The organism is Streptomyces sp. HNM0575 (genome assembly GCF_012726265.1).
Classification (GTDB): domain Bacteria; phylum Actinomycetota; class Actinomycetes; order Streptomycetales; family Streptomycetaceae; genus Streptomyces.
Genome location: NZ_JAASAG010000004.1, coordinates 375,427 through 389,663, shown reverse-complemented (window position 1 = coordinate 389,663; position 14,237 = coordinate 375,427). Strand labels below are relative to the sequence as shown.

Sequence of the window (14,237 nt, the reverse complement as noted above, 5' to 3'; positions counted from 1 at the left end):
ACCACGGACACCGTCCGTACGCTGCTACGCGCGTCCACTCGACGGGGCGGGCACAGGTGCCCCGGGGCGGCTCAGTTGTTGGAGCCCGTACGTCCCCAGTCGGGGCCGATGCGGGCCCACTCCGAGTCCCACAGCGCGTAACGGCGGCGCAGCAACTGCCGCGTCGTCAGGCGCCGTCCGGCCTCCACGAGACCGGCGGTACCAGCTCCGGCCGCCAGCCCTGCGAGAGCGGCGTACGAGGAAGCGGTCTGCGGGCCCATCGGACGGGTCGTGGCCATGCCCTCGGCGTCCGTCCAGATGTGGAAACGCTCACCGGGCTGGACGCTCTTGCTCGTGGTGACGGTGCTCTTGTGGCTGCTGCCGTCCGGGCCGGCCCAGTGCGCGACCACGTGACGGCGGTCGGGCTGCTGCGAGGCCGACTCGGGATCGGAGTCCAACGGAGCCCGGTCCTGCACCGATTCGGCCACCGCCCACACCTGGTGGCGGCCACTCCTCTGCTCTTCCGCGTTCTTCAGCAGCGCCGTGTGCGCCGCCGAGGCTCCGAGCCACGCGGCGAGCGGCGCCACGAGGACGACAAGGATCATGGCACCTAGTGCCAGCCATGCTTCTGTACGGTCGCTCCGGCGGCACAGCGGGTTGCTGCGCCAGCGCCACAGACCGACGATCGCGCGCATGACTTCTCACCCCCTTCTCCACGTGCGTGAGTACCTCTTGGCTGGAGGTACATGCGTGGGAACGGCCCAAAGAGACTCAAATCACCGGAACATGGTCAGAGTCCCGCCCCGTGGTCCACCCCCTCGTGGAACTCAGACCTTACCCCGTCGCCTACCGGCCTCCCGGAGGGCGGGTGTACGAACAAGGGCTGCACCCCGTGCCACCAGCGAGGCGGCGGGCACGGGGCGCGGAGGCGGCGCGCGATCTCATGCCCGGGTGCCGGACCAGCTCCACTCGGCGACCTCCGGAAGGTCCGTGCCGTGCTCGCGGACCCACGCGTGGTGCCGGGTGCGCACGTCCTCCATGGCCTGACGCAGGCCCGCGGCCCGTACGGGCAGACCGGGGGTGCGGTCGACGACGTCCATCACGAGCCGGTAGCGGTCCATGTCGTTGCGGACCACCATGTCGAACGGCGTCGTGGTGGCGCCCATCTCCTTGTAGCCGCGCACGTGGAGCGAGTCGTGCACCGCACGCCGGTACGCGAGCCGGTGAACGAGCCACGGATAGCCGTGGTAGGCGAAGATCACCGGCTTGTCGCGGGTGAAGACGGCGTCGAAGTCGGCGTCCTCCAGCCCGTGCGGATGCTCCGAGTGCGGCATCAGCCGCGCGATGTCGACGACGTTGACCACCCGCACCGCCAGCCGCGGCAGATGCTCGCGCAGCAGCGAGGCCGCCGCGAGGATCTCCTGCGTGGGCACGTCGCCCGCGCACGCGAGCACCACGTCGGGCTCGCCGCCGGGCTCTTCGGTGCCCGCCCACTCCCAGACGCCGAGGCCGCGTTCGCAGTGGCCGCGCGCCTCCGGCAGCGAGAGCCAGTCGAAGCACGGCTGCTTGCCGGCGACGACCACGTTCACGGTGTCCCGCGTGCGCAGCACGTGATCGGCCACGCACAGCAGCGTGTTGGCGTCCGGCGGCAGATAGACGCGTACGGCCTGGGGGCTCTTGTTCAGGATGTGGTCGATGAAGCCCGGGTCCTGGTGGGAGAAGCCATTGTGGTCCTGGCGCCAGGCGTGCGACGTGAGCAGGTAGTTGAGGGAGGCCAGCGGCCTGCGCCACGGCACCTCGCGGGAGCTCTGGAGCCACTTCACGTGCTGTCCGGCCATGCTGGCGACGATGTGCGTGAACGCCTCGTACGAACCGAAGAGACCGTGCCGCCCGGTGAGCACATAGCCCTCCAGCCACCCCTGGCACATGTGCTCCGAGAGCACCTCCAGAACCCGGCCGTGCGCACCGAGGTGCTCGTCGGTCTTCAGCGTCCGCGCCTGCCAGCCGCGCGGTGTGGCGTCGAAGGTGCCGTCGAGATGGTTGGAGGCCGTCTCGTCGGGACCGAACAGGCGGAAGTCGCGGCGCTGTTGCGTGTCCCGGAACAGCTCGGTGAGCATTCCGCCGAGCACCCGCGTCGGCTCGTGCATGGTGTGCCCGTGCCGCTCGACGTCCACGGCGTGCGGCTCCAGCGCGGGGACCGGCAGTTCGCGCAGCAGCCGGCCGCCGTTGGCCTGCGGCACGGCGCCCAGCCTGCGTTCGCCCTCGGGCACGCAGGCCAGCACCTGCCCCGAGGGCCTGCCGTCGGCGCCGAACAGCTCATCGGGGCGGTACGAGCGCAGCCACTCCTCCAACTGCCGCAGCCGCTGCGGGTCTTCGCGCACGCCGGAGAGGGGGATCTGGTGCGAGCGCCAGGTGTCCTCCACGGGGACGCCGTCCACCTCGGCCGGACCCGTCCAGCCCTTGGGCGTACGCAGCACCAGCACCGGCCAGCGCGGCCGGTGCCCCGGGTCGGGCGGCGGCGCGGCGGCGTCGCTCTCTGCGGACTCAGCCGCACGGGCACGGGCCTCCCGCTGGTACTGCCCGATGCGTTCCAGCGCCACGTCGAACGCGCCGGCCAGCGCGCGGTGGGTCTCCTCGTGCGGGGTGTCCGGGTGCGCCGTGACGTGCAGCGGGTCGTAGCCGTAGCCGCGCAGCAGGGAGTCGAGTTCGTCCTCCGGGATGCGGGCGAGCAGCGTCGGGTTGGCGATCTTGTACCCGTTGAGGTGGAGCACGGGCAGCACCGCGCCGTCGTGCACCGGGTCGAGGAACTTGCCGGAGTGCCAGGACGCCGCCAGCGGCCCGGTCTCCGCCTCGCCGTCGCCCACGACGGCGCACACCAGCAGGCGCGGATTGTCGAACGCGGCGCCGTATGCGTGCGCCAGCGCATACCCCAGCTCGCCGCCCTCCTGGATCGAGCCCGGCACGTCCGGCGCCGTATGGCTGGGCAGCCCGCCGGGACTGGAGAAGTCGCGGAACAGGCCGAGCATGCCTTCCGTGTCGCGGCTGCGGTCCGGTTCGAGCTCTCCGTACGTGCCCTCCAGCCACGCGCCCGCGAGCACCGCGGGTGCGCCGTGCCCCGGGCCCCACACGCACATGGCCTCCAGCCCGTGCTCGCGTACGGCCCTGTTGAGATGCGTGTAGACCAGCCCGAGACCGGGCGCCGAACCCCAGTGCCCGAGCAGCCTGGGCTTGATGTGCTCCGCGCGCAGCGGCTCCCGGAGCAGCGGATTGTCCCGCAAGTACAGCTGGCACGCGGAGAGATAGTTGAGGGCCCGCCAGTGGGCGTCGAGCTGTGCGGTCTCTTCGTCGGAGAGCGAGGTCGGGGTCTGCATGACGGACGGGTACCAGGAAGCCCGCCCGCTGACACCGACCGCTCGGGCCCTCCCCGGTCCCCGGTCTCCGGTCTCCGGGGGAAGGGGAACGGGAACGGGGAAGCGGCGTACGTCTCCGGTGGGGGCGGATCGCGGGGCGGTCCGGTGAAGGAAACATGTGGCGGATTGTGTGCCGGATTGTCCCGGTCCGGTCCTCAGCGTTGCCTGGCGCTGTGACGCGCGGCACGATGACGGTGTGCTTAATCCATGGCTGGCGCTGGAGACAGGGGCAGACGCGGCCGAACGGACCGGCCAGGTGCGCCGCGCGCACGAGGAGTTCGTCACCCGCGGCGCCATCGGCTCGCAGGTACGGAACGTGGTGGCCGAGTCGTGGCAGCGCTGTGCCGGCGCCTCCGTGGAGCCGGAGGGCGTCACCGGCATCGACCTGGCCGACGCCGACCTGGTCGCGTACCGCTCCGCGCACCCCCTCGCCCGCGTCATGCCGCTCTTCCGCGAACTGCTCGGCACCGTCGCCGACGACGGCGCCCATCTGCTGTCCGTGTGCGACGAGAACGGCCGCATGCTGTGGGTCGAGGGCCACTCCCAGGTGCAGCGCCATGCCGAGCGGATGAACTTCGTGCCGGGTGCCCGCTGGTCGGAGCGGTACAGCGGCACCAACGCGCCCGGCACCGCCCTCGCCGTCGACCACGCCGTGCAGATCTTCACCGCCGAGCACTACTGCCGCCCGGTGCAGGCGTGGACGTGCGCCGCCGCACCCGTGCACGATCCGCGCACCCACCGCCTCATCGGCGCGGTCGACATCACCGGAGGCGACCACCTCGCAGCCCCGCAGAGCCTCGCCCTCGTGCAGGCCACGGCCCGCGCCGCGGAGGCGTATCTCGCCGAACTGAGCGCCGCCGGCGGCACATCCGCCACGCGCGCACCCGTGCTCAACGCCCTCGGCCGAGACGAGGCGGTATTCGACAGCGGAGGGGGAGCGCCGCTGCGCCTCGGCCGCCGCCACAGCGAGATCGCCGTGCTCCTCGCCGCACACCCGGAGGGCCTCACCGGGGAACGGCTCGCGCTGGAGTTGTACGGCGAGCGCGCCGTCACGCCCGTCACGCTGCGCGCCGAACTCTCCCGGCTGCGCGGCCTGCTGGGCCCGCTGCTCGAATCGCGCCCGTACCGGCTGCGCACCCTCCCGCACACCGACCACGACGCCGTCGGCGAGGCCCTGGCCGACGGCGATCTGCGCACCGCGCTCTTCGCCTACCGGGGGCCGCTGCTGCCGCTGTCCGAGGCTCCCGGCGTCGTACGGCTGCGCAGGCTGCTGGAGGACCGGCTGCGCCGCGCCCTGCTGGCCTCGCGCGAGCCCGCGCTGCTGGAGGAATGGGTGCGTACGCCCTGGGGCGAGGACGATCTGGAGATCTGGGAGGCGCTGCTCTCCGTCCGCCAGGGCGGGTCCGCGCGCAACACGGCCCTCGCGGGGCGCGTACGCGAACTGCGGCGCGCCTACGGCCTGGAGACCCCCGCGGGGTCCTGAGCCCGAGCCCTTGCTGACGCTGAACCCGAGCCTGTACGGGCGCTCCCCGCGGACCCGTACGGCGCTCCCGCCGTCGGCCCGCGACGCCCGCCGGACTCCGTTCGCTTCCGGACCGGGCCCGTACTCAGAGGACAGGAGAGGGCACGCAACGTATCGGCAACGTTCCGCTCCCTAGTCTCTGCCGCAGATCGAGCCCGCCCCCAGGGATGAGGCGGGTCGCCCGTACCAGGGAGGCAGAAGATGAGCCGCTACGCCGCGCCCGGGTCCGACGGGGCCGTCATGAACTACAAGTCCCGCTACGACCACTGGATCGGGGGCACATACGTCGCCCCGAAACAGGGCGGCTACTTCGAGAACCCCACTCCGGTCAACGGAGCGTCCTTCACCGAGATCGCCCGCGGTACGGCCGACGACGTCGAGCGTGCCATCGACGCCGCGCACGGCGCCGCGCCCGCGTGGGGACGCCGGCCCGCGGCCGAACGCGCCGCGGTGCTCAACGCCATCGCGCAGCGCATGGAGGACCACCTCGAAGAACTGGCCGTCGCAGAGAGCTGGGAGAACGGCAAGCCCGTACGTGAGGCGCTTGCCGCCGACATCCCGCTGGCCATCGACCACTTCCGCTACTTCGCCGGCGCGATTCGCGCGCAGGAGGGGTCGCTGTCGGAGATCGACGAGGACACCATCGCCTACCACTTCCACGAACCGCTGGGCGTCGTCGCCCAGATCATTCCGTGGAACTTCCCGATCCTCATGGCGACCTGGAAGCTCGCGCCCGCGCTCGCGGCCGGCAACGCCGTCGTACTCAAACCGGCCGAACAGACCCCGGCGTCCATCCACTTCTGGATGAGCCTCGTCTCCGACCTGCTGCCGCCCGGCGTCGTCAACATCGTCAACGGCTTCGGGGCGGAGGCGGGCAAGCCCCTGGCGTCCAGCCCCCGCGTGGCGAAGGTCGCGTTCACCGGCGAGACGACCACGGGCCGGCTGATCATGCAGTACGCCTCGGAGAACCTGAAGCCCGTCACGCTCGAACTCGGCGGCAAGAGCCCGAACATCTTCTTCGACGACGTCTCCACCGCCGACGACGACTTCTTCGACAAGGCGATGGAGGGCTTCACGATGTTCGCCCTCAACCAGGGCGAAGTGTGCACGTGCCCGTCGCGTGCCCTCATCCAGCAGGGCCACTACCGGGAGTTCCTCGACGCGGGCATCGCCCGTACGGAGAAGATCGTCCAGGGACATCCGCTGGACACCGAGACCATGGTCGGGGCGCAGGCCTCCAACGACCAGTTCGAGAAGATCCTTTCGTACCTCGACATCGGCAAGCAGGAAGGCGCCAAGGCGCTGACCGGCGGCACCCGCGCCGAACTCGGAGGCGAACTGGAGGGCGGCTACTACGTGAAGCCCACCATCCTCGAAGGCAACAACAGCATGCGCGTCTTCCAGGAGGAGATCTTCGGGCCGGTCGTCGCGGTCACCGGGTTCTCCGACTTCGAGGACGCCATGTCCACGGCCAACGACACCCTCTACGGCCTCGGCGCGGGCGTTTGGACCCGGGACGGCAACACCGCCTACCGGGCCGGACGCACCATCCAGGCCGGCCGTGTCTGGACGAACTGCTACCACGCCTACCCGGCGCACGCCGCCTTCGGCGGGTACAAGCAGTCCGGCATCGGCCGCGAGAACCACCGGATGATGCTCGACCACTACCAGCAGACCAAGAACCTGCTGGTGAGCTACTCGCCGAAGAAGCTCGGGCTCTTCTGATGGCATCCGCCGAGCGGGCCGACGGCTTCGCGGCGGGTCTGGCGGACGGCCGGGCGAAGGGCCCGGCCGTCGCCGGGGGCCCGGCGCCCGGGGACCCGGAGCGGGTCGCCGTCACCGACGAGGCCGCGGCGACGATCCGCCAACTGACGGGACAGCACGGGCCGTTGATGTTCCACCAGTCCGGCGGCTGCTGCGACGGCAGCTCACCGATGTGCTACCAGCTGGGCGAGCTGCGCACGGGCGACTCCGACGTGCTGCTCGGACGGCTGGAGGTGGACGGCGTCGACGATCCGGTGCCGTTCTGGATGTCCGCGAGCCAGTTCGCGTACTGGAGCCACACCCACCTCACGGTGGACGTCGTGCCGGGACGCGGCAGCGGATTCTCACTGGAGGCCCCCGAAGGCGTCCGGTTCCTGATCCGTTCCCGGCTGATGGACGACGGCGGCTGACGGGCCGCCGGAGATGAGGCGCTCGCCCGGGCACCTCCCCTGCGCCGCGCGGGGCACCACCCCGTGCGCGCACGCCCAGGCGAGCACCTCCACCGAGTCGCCGCTGCGCACCCTGCCCGTATGCTCCCGGGCCACGTTCTGACCGAAGACCAGCTGGCCCCCGGAGCGACGGTGGCGGGCGAGGGTGCGCAGCGGCTCCTTTTTCCCGCGCTTTTCCTGCGTTCGCGGCGCCGTCTCGACCCTGACCTCGCGACCGGAGACGGTACGAGAACCAGTCGCTCGCCTCATCGGCCCCCGGTACCGCTTTCTCGGCCGCCGGGACCGCTTCGAGTCCGCTGCCGTACCGCAGCACCGGCACCGCTGCGGGCCCCTCGCCGAACAGCCGTACCGGCACCGTGACTTCGCCCCGTGGGCGGCACGCCGACCTCCAGCGGCTGCCTCCCCGGCGCCGTCGCCCTGACTCCCCATGCCCCCGGACCGTCTCCGGAGGCGCCGTCGGGCAACGGCTGCGCGCGCACCTGTGCCAGGCGTGTCAGTTCGCGGCCGGGCCCCACGGCTCGACCGTCAAGTCCTAACGGACCATCCCCGCCGGTGACTTCACTGCGGCAGTCCTGTCACCCGGCCCCGGCGGCAGGACGGCCGGAATACGTCAGTAGCCGCGGCCCGGGTACAGGTGCCCGCCGTACGGGTCGTCGTACTGATTCGGCATCTGCCGGGGTGCGGCGGGACGAGGCGCGGCCGGACGCGGCGGCGCCACCGGCCTCATCTGCTGCGGCGGCTGGGGCTGTTGGGGCTGCTGCTGCTGGCGCGGATCCGGGAAGCCGCGCTGCGGCGGCGCCTGCTGCGGAATCTGCGGCGGTGGCGCCTGACGCAGCGGAGCCGACTGGAGCGGCGCGGGCTGGGCCATGCCGGGCGGCGGTGTCTGGTAGCCCGTCGCGCCCGGGTAGCCCTGCGGAGGAGCGGGCTGCTGCTGGTGGTGGCTCGGGCCTGCGGGCAGCGCCGGAAGGGCGGGTGGCAGTGCGGCGAGGGACGGCAGCGGTTCATACGCCGACGGGACACGGATGGGAGCGATCTGCGGTGTGCCGCGCTCGTTGACGAGCATGTCGTAGATCGGTGTGTCGGGGTACGAAGGGCCAGCGTAGTAGCCGCCAGGGGAGTAGCGGGGGGAGGTCATGCCCATAAGGTAAGCCCAAATTGTGGCCGTTGGGGACCCCGGTCAAGGAGCGGTTTCTCGTGCTTGCCGTGACTCCCCGTCACCAATCACAGCGAACCGGGGGAAAACGGTCGCGCGCCAGTGTCGAGATGTTGTAACGGGACGCGTGAGACGCAGGCACTCCGCGGGCGGCAGCGCCGTCGGACCACCGGGAACGGTACGCGGGGAAGCGGACACCATGACGATGCGGAACGTCGCGGACGTCCCCGTGGCCGCCGCCGCCGTATGTATCGAGACCGGCCGGTGCTCCGAAGGGGCCGTCACCGTGGACGTGTTGAGCGCGGGGACGCCACGCAGTGGGGGCGGCCCGGGGTTGCGCGCGGTCGGGCGCGGTCACGGGAGTGGACCGGGCGGACCGGCCGGTCCGGCCACGGACTTCGGGATCGGTGTCGACGAAGCGGAGGGCCCAGGGAGCGCCGGCGCATCGGTGCGCGCAGCGTCGCCCGCGGCTCCGGCCGCCGCCCCCGCCGCCAGGCCCGCGCCCCCGTCCGCGCCCGTACGAACGCCACCGCCACCGCCCGGGCCGGTGCGCCCGACCAGGGTCACGTCGACTCCGAGTACGGCCGCGGCATGAACTGGAACCCCGGCCTGCCGCGAGTCAACTCCCGTACCTCCGGCGGCAGTTCGGCACCGGCTACGGCACCGGCCCGGTGCACCTCCCAGGGCACGGACCCGTTCACGACCGACCGGTCCGGACCACGGCGCGCCCCCTCCGGCCACGCGCAGGTCCCGTCACGCGTACGTACGGCCCTTCCACGCGGCACCACGCCCCCGGTGATGACGCGCCGCCGAGTGCAGCGTCATCAGCAGATACAGGGCCGCGGTGACGGGCAGCGCCAGCGCCCGCCACGGCGGCTGCCGGTAGTAGCGCAGCATCGGCACATACGTCAGCGCCATCACCGCCCACGCCGCGGCTCCCACCGGTGAACCGGCCAGCGCCGTCAGCGGCGGCACCAGATACACCAGGGTCAGACCGGCGACCGTGCCCAGCAGCACCAGCGGGTTGTTCCCCAGCTGCGCGTAGGCGCTGCGAGCCACCATCCGCCAGAGCTGCGGCAGCCGTTCGTAGGGGCGCACGCTGTGCACACCGTCGGCGAGGCCCAGCCAGATCCGGCCGCCCGCGCGCTTGACCGCGCGGGCCAGCGTCACGTCGTCGATGACCGCGTCCCTGATGCTCTCCGGGATACCGGCGCGCAGCGCCGCCTCCGTACGCAGCAGCACGCAGCCGCCCGCCGCGGCCGCCGTTCGGGACGCGGGCCGGTTGACCCTGCCGAAGGGGTAGAGCTGGGCGAAGAAGTAGACGAACGCGGGGACGATGAGCCGCTCCCAGGCGCTGTCCGCCCGCAGCCGCGCCATCTGCGAGAGCAGGTCGAGACGGGCCCCGCACGCGGCGGCGACCAGATCGCGGAGCGAGCCCGGCGCGTGCGCGATGTCCGCGTCGGTCAGCAGCAGGAAGCCGGCGCCGGTGCGTTCCCGCGCCAGAGCGATCCCATGGCGCAGGGCCCACAGTTTGCCCGTCCAGCCCGGCTCGGGCTCGCCGGGCGAGGTGACCGTCAACGGCAGGCCGCCCGTGGGCAGTTCACTGGCGAGGCGCCGCGCGAGCCCGGCGGTGCCGTCCGTGGAACCGTCGTCCACGAGGAAGACCTCGGCCCGTCCCGGATACTCCTGGGCGAGGAGCCCCGGCAGGCTGAGCGGAAGCACCTCCGCCTCGTCCCTGGCGGGCACGACGACCGCCACCGCCGGCCAGGTCTCCGGCGCCCGGCCGGGCGGCAGGCGGATGTCCGTACGCCAGAAGCGGGCCTGGCCCACCAGCAGCCACAGCCATGCGGCAAGCGATCCCGAAGCGATCCAGGTCAGCGCGCTCATCCGCCGAAGTCTGCCGCACGCCGGGCCGCCCGCGACGCACGCCGGAGCCCGCTGCCGTACGGTCCCGCGCACCGGAAGCGGGACGGGTGACCAGGCTGGCCCGTACGGCCCATCGGCTAAAGTTCCTGCCGTGAAGATCGCATTGATGGACTCGGGTATCGGCCTTCTCGCCGCGGCAGCGGCCGTACGCAGAGCCCGTCCCGATGCCGATCTCGTGCTCTCCAGCGACCCCGACGGCATGCCGTGGGGACCGCGCAGCACCGACGACATCACCGCACGCGCCCTTGCCTGCGCGAAGGCCGCGGCCGCGCACGATCCGGACGCGCTGATCGTCGCCTGCAACACCGCGTCCGTGTACGCCCTTTCGGCGCTGCGGGCCGAACTGGAGCCGGAACTGCCGGTGATCGGGACCGTGCCCGCCGTCAAGCCGGCCGCGCAGAGCGGCGGTCCCGTCGCCATCTGGGCCACGCCCGCCACCACGGGCAGCCCCTACCAGCGGCGCCTCATCGCGGACTTCGGGCAGCACGCCCAGTTCACGGCCGTGCCCTGCCACGGGCTCGCCGACGCGGTGGAGAGCGGCAAGGAGCACGCCGTCGACGTGGCAGTCACCGCGGCGGCGGACCTGACGCCCCCCGGAGTGCGCGCCGTCGTACTCGGCTGCACCCACTACGAACTCGTCGGCGAACGCATCCGCGCCGCCGTCGCGAAGCGTTCCGCGCCCGGCGACGACCGGGCCGCCGGGCCGGAGCTGGCGCTCTACCGTTCCGCCGACGCCGTCGTCGCACAGGCCCTGCGGCGCACCGGCACCCGTCCCGACCCCGGTGCCGCCCCGACTGGCGGGCTGACCGTGCTGCTCAGCGGCCGTACGGCCCGGCTGCCCGAGGCGGCGAGCACGTACGCGGAGGGCCGTCTCCTCGCGGGCGCCGCCGTCGCCCCCTGAACCGTCCTCCCTGCCCGGACTCCCGGCTGGACCGATCACCGGGTCTCATCCGTCACCGGGTCTCATCCGTCTTCGGGCCGCGCCGCCGGTTCGGCCAGACCCCTCGCGCAGGCGATGCCCGCGAGAAGCCCCGCCCCGGCGGTCACCTGCGTGAAGCTCAGCGCGTTCCCTATCGCGGAGAGCGCCCCGAGCGCGGAGAGCGCCGCGGCCGCGGTCAGCACGAGCGGAGTCGCACGTGGCGAGATCCGCAGCGCCAGCAGCAGCCAGCCGAAGGCCGCCGCGAGCAGCACCAGCCCCGGCAGCCCCTGCTCGGCGGCGACCTGAAGCGGAGCGGAGTGCGGCTTGCCGTCGGAGTACGGCGCCTGCTGCGCGGGAGCCGTCTCCCGCACGCCGACCGCCCCCGGCGCGCCCTCGCCTCCCGCGGTGACGCTCAGGTCCCGGAAGGTGTCGGGGCCGGCGCCCAGCACCGGATGGTCCCGTGTGATCGCGAGGGCGTCCTGCCACAGCTCCACACGGTGACCGGTGAGCTGCTCGTGCAGCGCCACGGTCGCGCCGCGCGGCAGCCCGCCCTGCGCCACCGCGAACGTGACCCCGGTGACGGCCACCACGGCGAGCGCCATCGCCGCCAGGCATCGCCGGCGCCTGCGCACCCGCCCGACAGCGAGCGAGCACAGCAGTACCGCCAGGGCCGCGGCCGAGCCGACCGGGGTGCCCACCAGCAGCGCGCCCACCACCGTGCCCGCCGCCGTCACCCGGAGCACGACCCGCACCGGCCGCGCCGGAGCCGCCCACGCAGCGCAGCAGAAGGCGCCCACCGAGAGCGTGAGCAGCGCGGCCGTCACCCCGGAACGCCCCTCGGGCCCCGCGAACTCGATGCCGCCGGAGATCATGCGCGAGGTGGACGGGCCGAACAGCGCGAGGAAGACGCCCACCGCTCCCGCACCCACCGCGGCCCCGGCCGGGGCCAGCGAGCCCGCGATCCGGCCCGTGACATATCCGGCGCCGACCGCGAGCACCGCAAGCAGCAGCCCCTCCGGCCTGGCGTCCCGCCCCGCGGCCGTGATCAGAGCCCAGGCCGCGCACGCTCCCAGCACGAGCACCCCGGTGACATCGGCTGCGCCGTTGTCCCGCTCGCCCACCGCCGACGGCTCGTGCACCGGTGACGTCATCCCTGCGACCCCCCGAAACCGGCGCATCCCGCACCCCTCTTCCCCTGCCCCGGAAGAGGTGCGGACTGCGACTACGCGCGTCAACCGTAGTGCGTACCCGGCGGATTGTGGATATCCCGTACCGAAGTCATGTGCCTCCGGTGAACGGCAGTACGGGAGGGAGACCCGCGGACCACGTACGCTCGGGATCATGGCGACACCCGAATTCATCCGACGGATCCGCGCCACGGCAGGCCACCAACTGCTCTATCTGCCCGGAGTGAGCGCGGTCGTCTTCGACGACGAGGGGCGCGTGCTGCTGGGCAGACGTGCCGACACCGGGCGCTGGTCGATCATCGGCGGCATCCCCGAGCCGGGCGAGCAGCCCGCCGCGGCTGCGCGGCGCGAGGTGGAGGAGGAGACGGCCGTGCTGTGCGTCGCCGAACGGGTCGTCTGCGTACAGGCGTTGGAGGAGCCGGTGACCTTCCCCAACGGCGACGTCTGCCAGTTCATGGACGTCTGCTTCCGCTGCCGCGCCGTCGGGGGAGAGGCCCGGGTGAACGACGACGAGTCCCTGGAGGTGGGCTGGTTCGGGATGGACGCCCTGCCGGCGCTGGAGGAGTTCGTCGTCACCCGCATCAAGCAGGCGGCCGGCGACGGGCCCACCTGGTTCGAGGGCATCGACCCGGTCTGATCCGCCGGGTCCCGCCGCGACCCGCCGGCCCGGCGCTACGGGGCAGCCCGTACGCGCAGGTCACAGCCCGGCGATGCGCGGCGTTACGTTGGAGTCATGGACTGCTCGGGGGAGACGACCCGAGGAGACGACATGACCGGCACCCTGGAACGCCTCGCGGCCGAAGGCGTCGCCCCCTGGCTGGACGATCTGAGCCGTGAGCGGCTCGCCGGCGGCGGGCTCTCGCGGCTCGTCAGCGAGCAGGGCGTCGTGGGCATCACCAGCAACCCGACGATCTTCGACAAGGCCATCGGATCCGGAGAGCGCTACGACGCCCAGATCGCGGAATGCGCGCGCCGGGGCCTCGGCGTCGCGGAGACCGCCCGGCTGCTGACCGCCTACGACGTGCGCTGGGCCTGCGACGTGCTGCGCGGCGTCCACGAGAGCACCGGAGGCCGGGACGGACGCGTCTCCGTCGAGGTCGATCCGCGCGTCGCCGGCGATGCGGAGGCCACTCTCGCCGAGGCCCGTGCCCTGTGGTGGCTGGTCGACCGGCCGAACCTCTTTGTGAAGATCCCCGCCACCCGCGAGGGCCTCGGAGCGATCAGCGCCGCGCTCGCCGAGGGCATCAGCGTCAACGTGACGCTGATCTTCTCTCTCGACCGCTACGACCAGGTCGTCGACGCCTTCCTCGCCGGCATGGAGGAGGCGCGCTCCGCCGGGCACGACCTGACCTCCATGGCCTCCGTGGCGTCCTTCTTCGTCAGCCGCATGGACACCGAGACCGACAACCGCCTGGACAAGACGGGCAGTTCGCAGGCGCAGGCGCTGCGTGGCCGCGCGGCCCTCGCCAACGCCCGCCTCGCCTACCAGCACTTCGAGACCGCACGGGACGGCGGGCGCTGGCGGGCGCTGGAGTCCGCCGGGATGCGTCCGCAGCGTCCGCTGTGGGCTTCCACCGGCGTGAAGGACCCCTCGTACGACGACACCCGCTACGTCGTCGGCCTGGTCGCACCCGACGTCGTCAACACCATGCCCGAGGCCACCCTGCGCGCCGTCGAGGACCACGGCGACATACGGGGCGACACCGTGCACGGCTCCTACGCGGAGTCCGAGCAGATCCTCGACGACCTCGAAGTGGCAGGCGTCTCCTACCACGACGTGGTGACGACGCTGGAGGAGGAGGGGATCAGGAAGTTCGCCGACTCGTGGCGCGATCTGTCCGGGACACTGGAGAGGGAGCTGCGCACCGGAGCGCCGCGGAGCGCGTCCGGCCGACGCGGCGGCCCGGACACCCCGTGAGGCCCGGCGG

The 14,237-nt window shown here is 72.7% G+C and carries 12 protein-coding genes and 1 pseudogene; 6 read left to right on the top strand and 7 right to left on the bottom strand.

The window, feature by feature from the left end; all coding sequences use genetic code 11:
* Positions 1 to 71: 71 nt before the first annotated feature.
* Together HCC61_RS12950 and HCC61_RS12945 are read right to left on the bottom strand one after the other, a co-directional pair.
* Positions 72 to 674: a hypothetical protein gene (locus tag HCC61_RS12950; RefSeq protein WP_169135530.1), complete on the bottom strand. Its 603-nt coding sequence runs from the start codon at positions 672 to 674 to the stop codon at positions 72 to 74.
* 246 nt (positions 675 to 920) lie between these two features.
* Positions 921 to 3,350, bottom strand: coding sequence for a phosphoketolase family protein (locus HCC61_RS12945; protein ID WP_169135529.1), 2,430 nt, complete (start codon positions 3,348 to 3,350; stop codon positions 921 to 923).
* 235 nt (positions 3,351 to 3,585) lie between these two features.
* Between HCC61_RS12945 and HCC61_RS12940 the strand changes: the two genes are divergently transcribed.
* The 3 genes from HCC61_RS12940 (at position 3,586) to HCC61_RS12930 (ending at position 7,085) form a co-directional block, all read left to right on the top strand.
* The gene (locus tag HCC61_RS12940; RefSeq protein ID WP_346777163.1) at positions 3,586 to 4,872 is read left to right on the top strand and encodes a transcriptional regulator; all 1,287 of its coding nucleotides are present in this window, start codon (positions 3,586 to 3,588) and stop codon (positions 4,870 to 4,872) included.
* A gap of 240 nt (positions 4,873 to 5,112) precedes the next feature.
* Entirely contained in the window at positions 5,113 to 6,636 is a 1,524-nt protein-coding gene (locus HCC61_RS12935) for an aldehyde dehydrogenase family protein (protein ID WP_169135528.1), read from the top strand.
* A complete protein-coding gene (locus HCC61_RS12930) occupies positions 6,636 to 7,085 on the top strand; it encodes a DUF779 domain-containing protein (RefSeq protein ID WP_169135527.1) in 450 nt (149 codons plus the stop codon). The genes HCC61_RS12935 and HCC61_RS12930 overlap by 1 nt, the downstream gene beginning before the upstream one ends.
* A gap of 78 nt (positions 7,086 to 7,163) precedes the next feature.
* On the opposite strand, the pseudogene HCC61_RS30680 reads toward HCC61_RS12930, so the two are convergent.
* The 4 genes and pseudogenes from HCC61_RS30680 to HCC61_RS12910 form a co-directional block, all read right to left on the bottom strand.
* Positions 7,164 to 7,310, bottom strand: a pseudogene (locus HCC61_RS30680) (MOSC domain-containing protein); the annotation flags it as partial.
* Between the two features lie 424 nt (positions 7,311 to 7,734).
* Positions 7,735 to 8,259, bottom strand: a complete 525-nt coding sequence (locus HCC61_RS12920) for a DUF6643 family protein (protein ID WP_169135526.1) — start codon at positions 8,257 to 8,259, stop codon at positions 7,735 to 7,737.
* A gap of 581 nt (positions 8,260 to 8,840) precedes the next feature.
* Entirely contained in the window at positions 8,841 to 8,978 is a 138-nt protein-coding gene (locus tag HCC61_RS12915; RefSeq protein ID WP_169135525.1) for a hypothetical protein, read from the bottom strand.
* 52 nt (positions 8,979 to 9,030) lie between these two features.
* Positions 9,031 to 10,164, bottom strand: a complete 1,134-nt coding sequence (locus tag HCC61_RS12910) for a glycosyltransferase (RefSeq protein ID WP_169135524.1) — start codon at positions 10,162 to 10,164, stop codon at positions 9,031 to 9,033.
* Positions 10,165 to 10,294: 130 nt separating this feature from the next.
* Here HCC61_RS12910 and HCC61_RS12905 point away from each other — a divergent pair, with 130 nt between their 5' ends.
* The gene (locus tag HCC61_RS12905) at positions 10,295 to 11,104 is read left to right on the top strand and encodes an aspartate/glutamate racemase family protein (RefSeq protein ID WP_169135523.1); all 810 of its coding nucleotides are present in this window, start codon (positions 10,295 to 10,297) and stop codon (positions 11,102 to 11,104) included.
* 62 nt (positions 11,105 to 11,166) lie between these two features.
* Here the strand turns inward: HCC61_RS12905 and HCC61_RS12900 are convergent, their stop codons facing one another.
* A complete protein-coding gene (locus tag HCC61_RS12900; protein WP_169135522.1) occupies positions 11,167 to 12,273 on the bottom strand; it encodes an O-antigen ligase family protein in 1,107 nt (368 codons plus the stop codon).
* Between the two features lie 190 nt (positions 12,274 to 12,463).
* Here HCC61_RS12900 and HCC61_RS12895 point away from each other — a divergent pair, with 190 nt between their 5' ends.
* On the top strand, positions 12,464 to 12,946 hold the full coding sequence (locus tag HCC61_RS12895) for an NUDIX domain-containing protein (RefSeq protein ID WP_169135521.1): 483 nt from the start codon (positions 12,464 to 12,466) through the stop codon (positions 12,944 to 12,946).
* A gap of 132 nt (positions 12,947 to 13,078) precedes the next feature.
* On the top strand, positions 13,079 to 14,227 hold the full coding sequence (tal, locus tag HCC61_RS12890) for a transaldolase (RefSeq protein ID WP_169135520.1): 1,149 nt from the start codon (positions 13,079 to 13,081) through the stop codon (positions 14,225 to 14,227).
* Positions 14,228 to 14,237 lie beyond the last annotated feature (10 nt).

Coding starts and splice junctions, on each gene's coding strand:
- tal (WP_169135520.1), top strand. CDS start 13,079: ATGACCGGCACCCTGGAACGCCTCGCGGCCGAAGGCGTCGCCCCCTGG.
- HCC61_RS12900 (WP_169135522.1), bottom strand. CDS start 12,273: ATGACGTCACCGGTGCACGAGCCGTCGGCGGTGGGCGAGCGGGACAAC.
- HCC61_RS12945 (WP_169135529.1), bottom strand. CDS start 3,350: ATGCAGACCCCGACCTCGCTCTCCGACGAAGAGACCGCACAGCTCGAC.
- HCC61_RS12895 (WP_169135521.1), top strand. CDS start 12,464: ATGGCGACACCCGAATTCATCCGACGGATCCGCGCCACGGCAGGCCAC.
- HCC61_RS12930 (WP_169135527.1), top strand. CDS start 6,636: ATGGCATCCGCCGAGCGGGCCGACGGCTTCGCGGCGGGTCTGGCGGAC.
- HCC61_RS12935 (WP_169135528.1), top strand. CDS start 5,113: ATGAGCCGCTACGCCGCGCCCGGGTCCGACGGGGCCGTCATGAACTAC.
- HCC61_RS12910 (WP_169135524.1), bottom strand. CDS start 10,164: ATGAGCGCGCTGACCTGGATCGCTTCGGGATCGCTTGCCGCATGGCTG.
- HCC61_RS12950 (WP_169135530.1), bottom strand. CDS start 674: ATGCGCGCGATCGTCGGTCTGTGGCGCTGGCGCAGCAACCCGCTGTGC.
- HCC61_RS12920 (WP_169135526.1), bottom strand. CDS start 8,259: ATGACCTCCCCCCGCTACTCCCCTGGCGGCTACTACGCTGGCCCTTCG.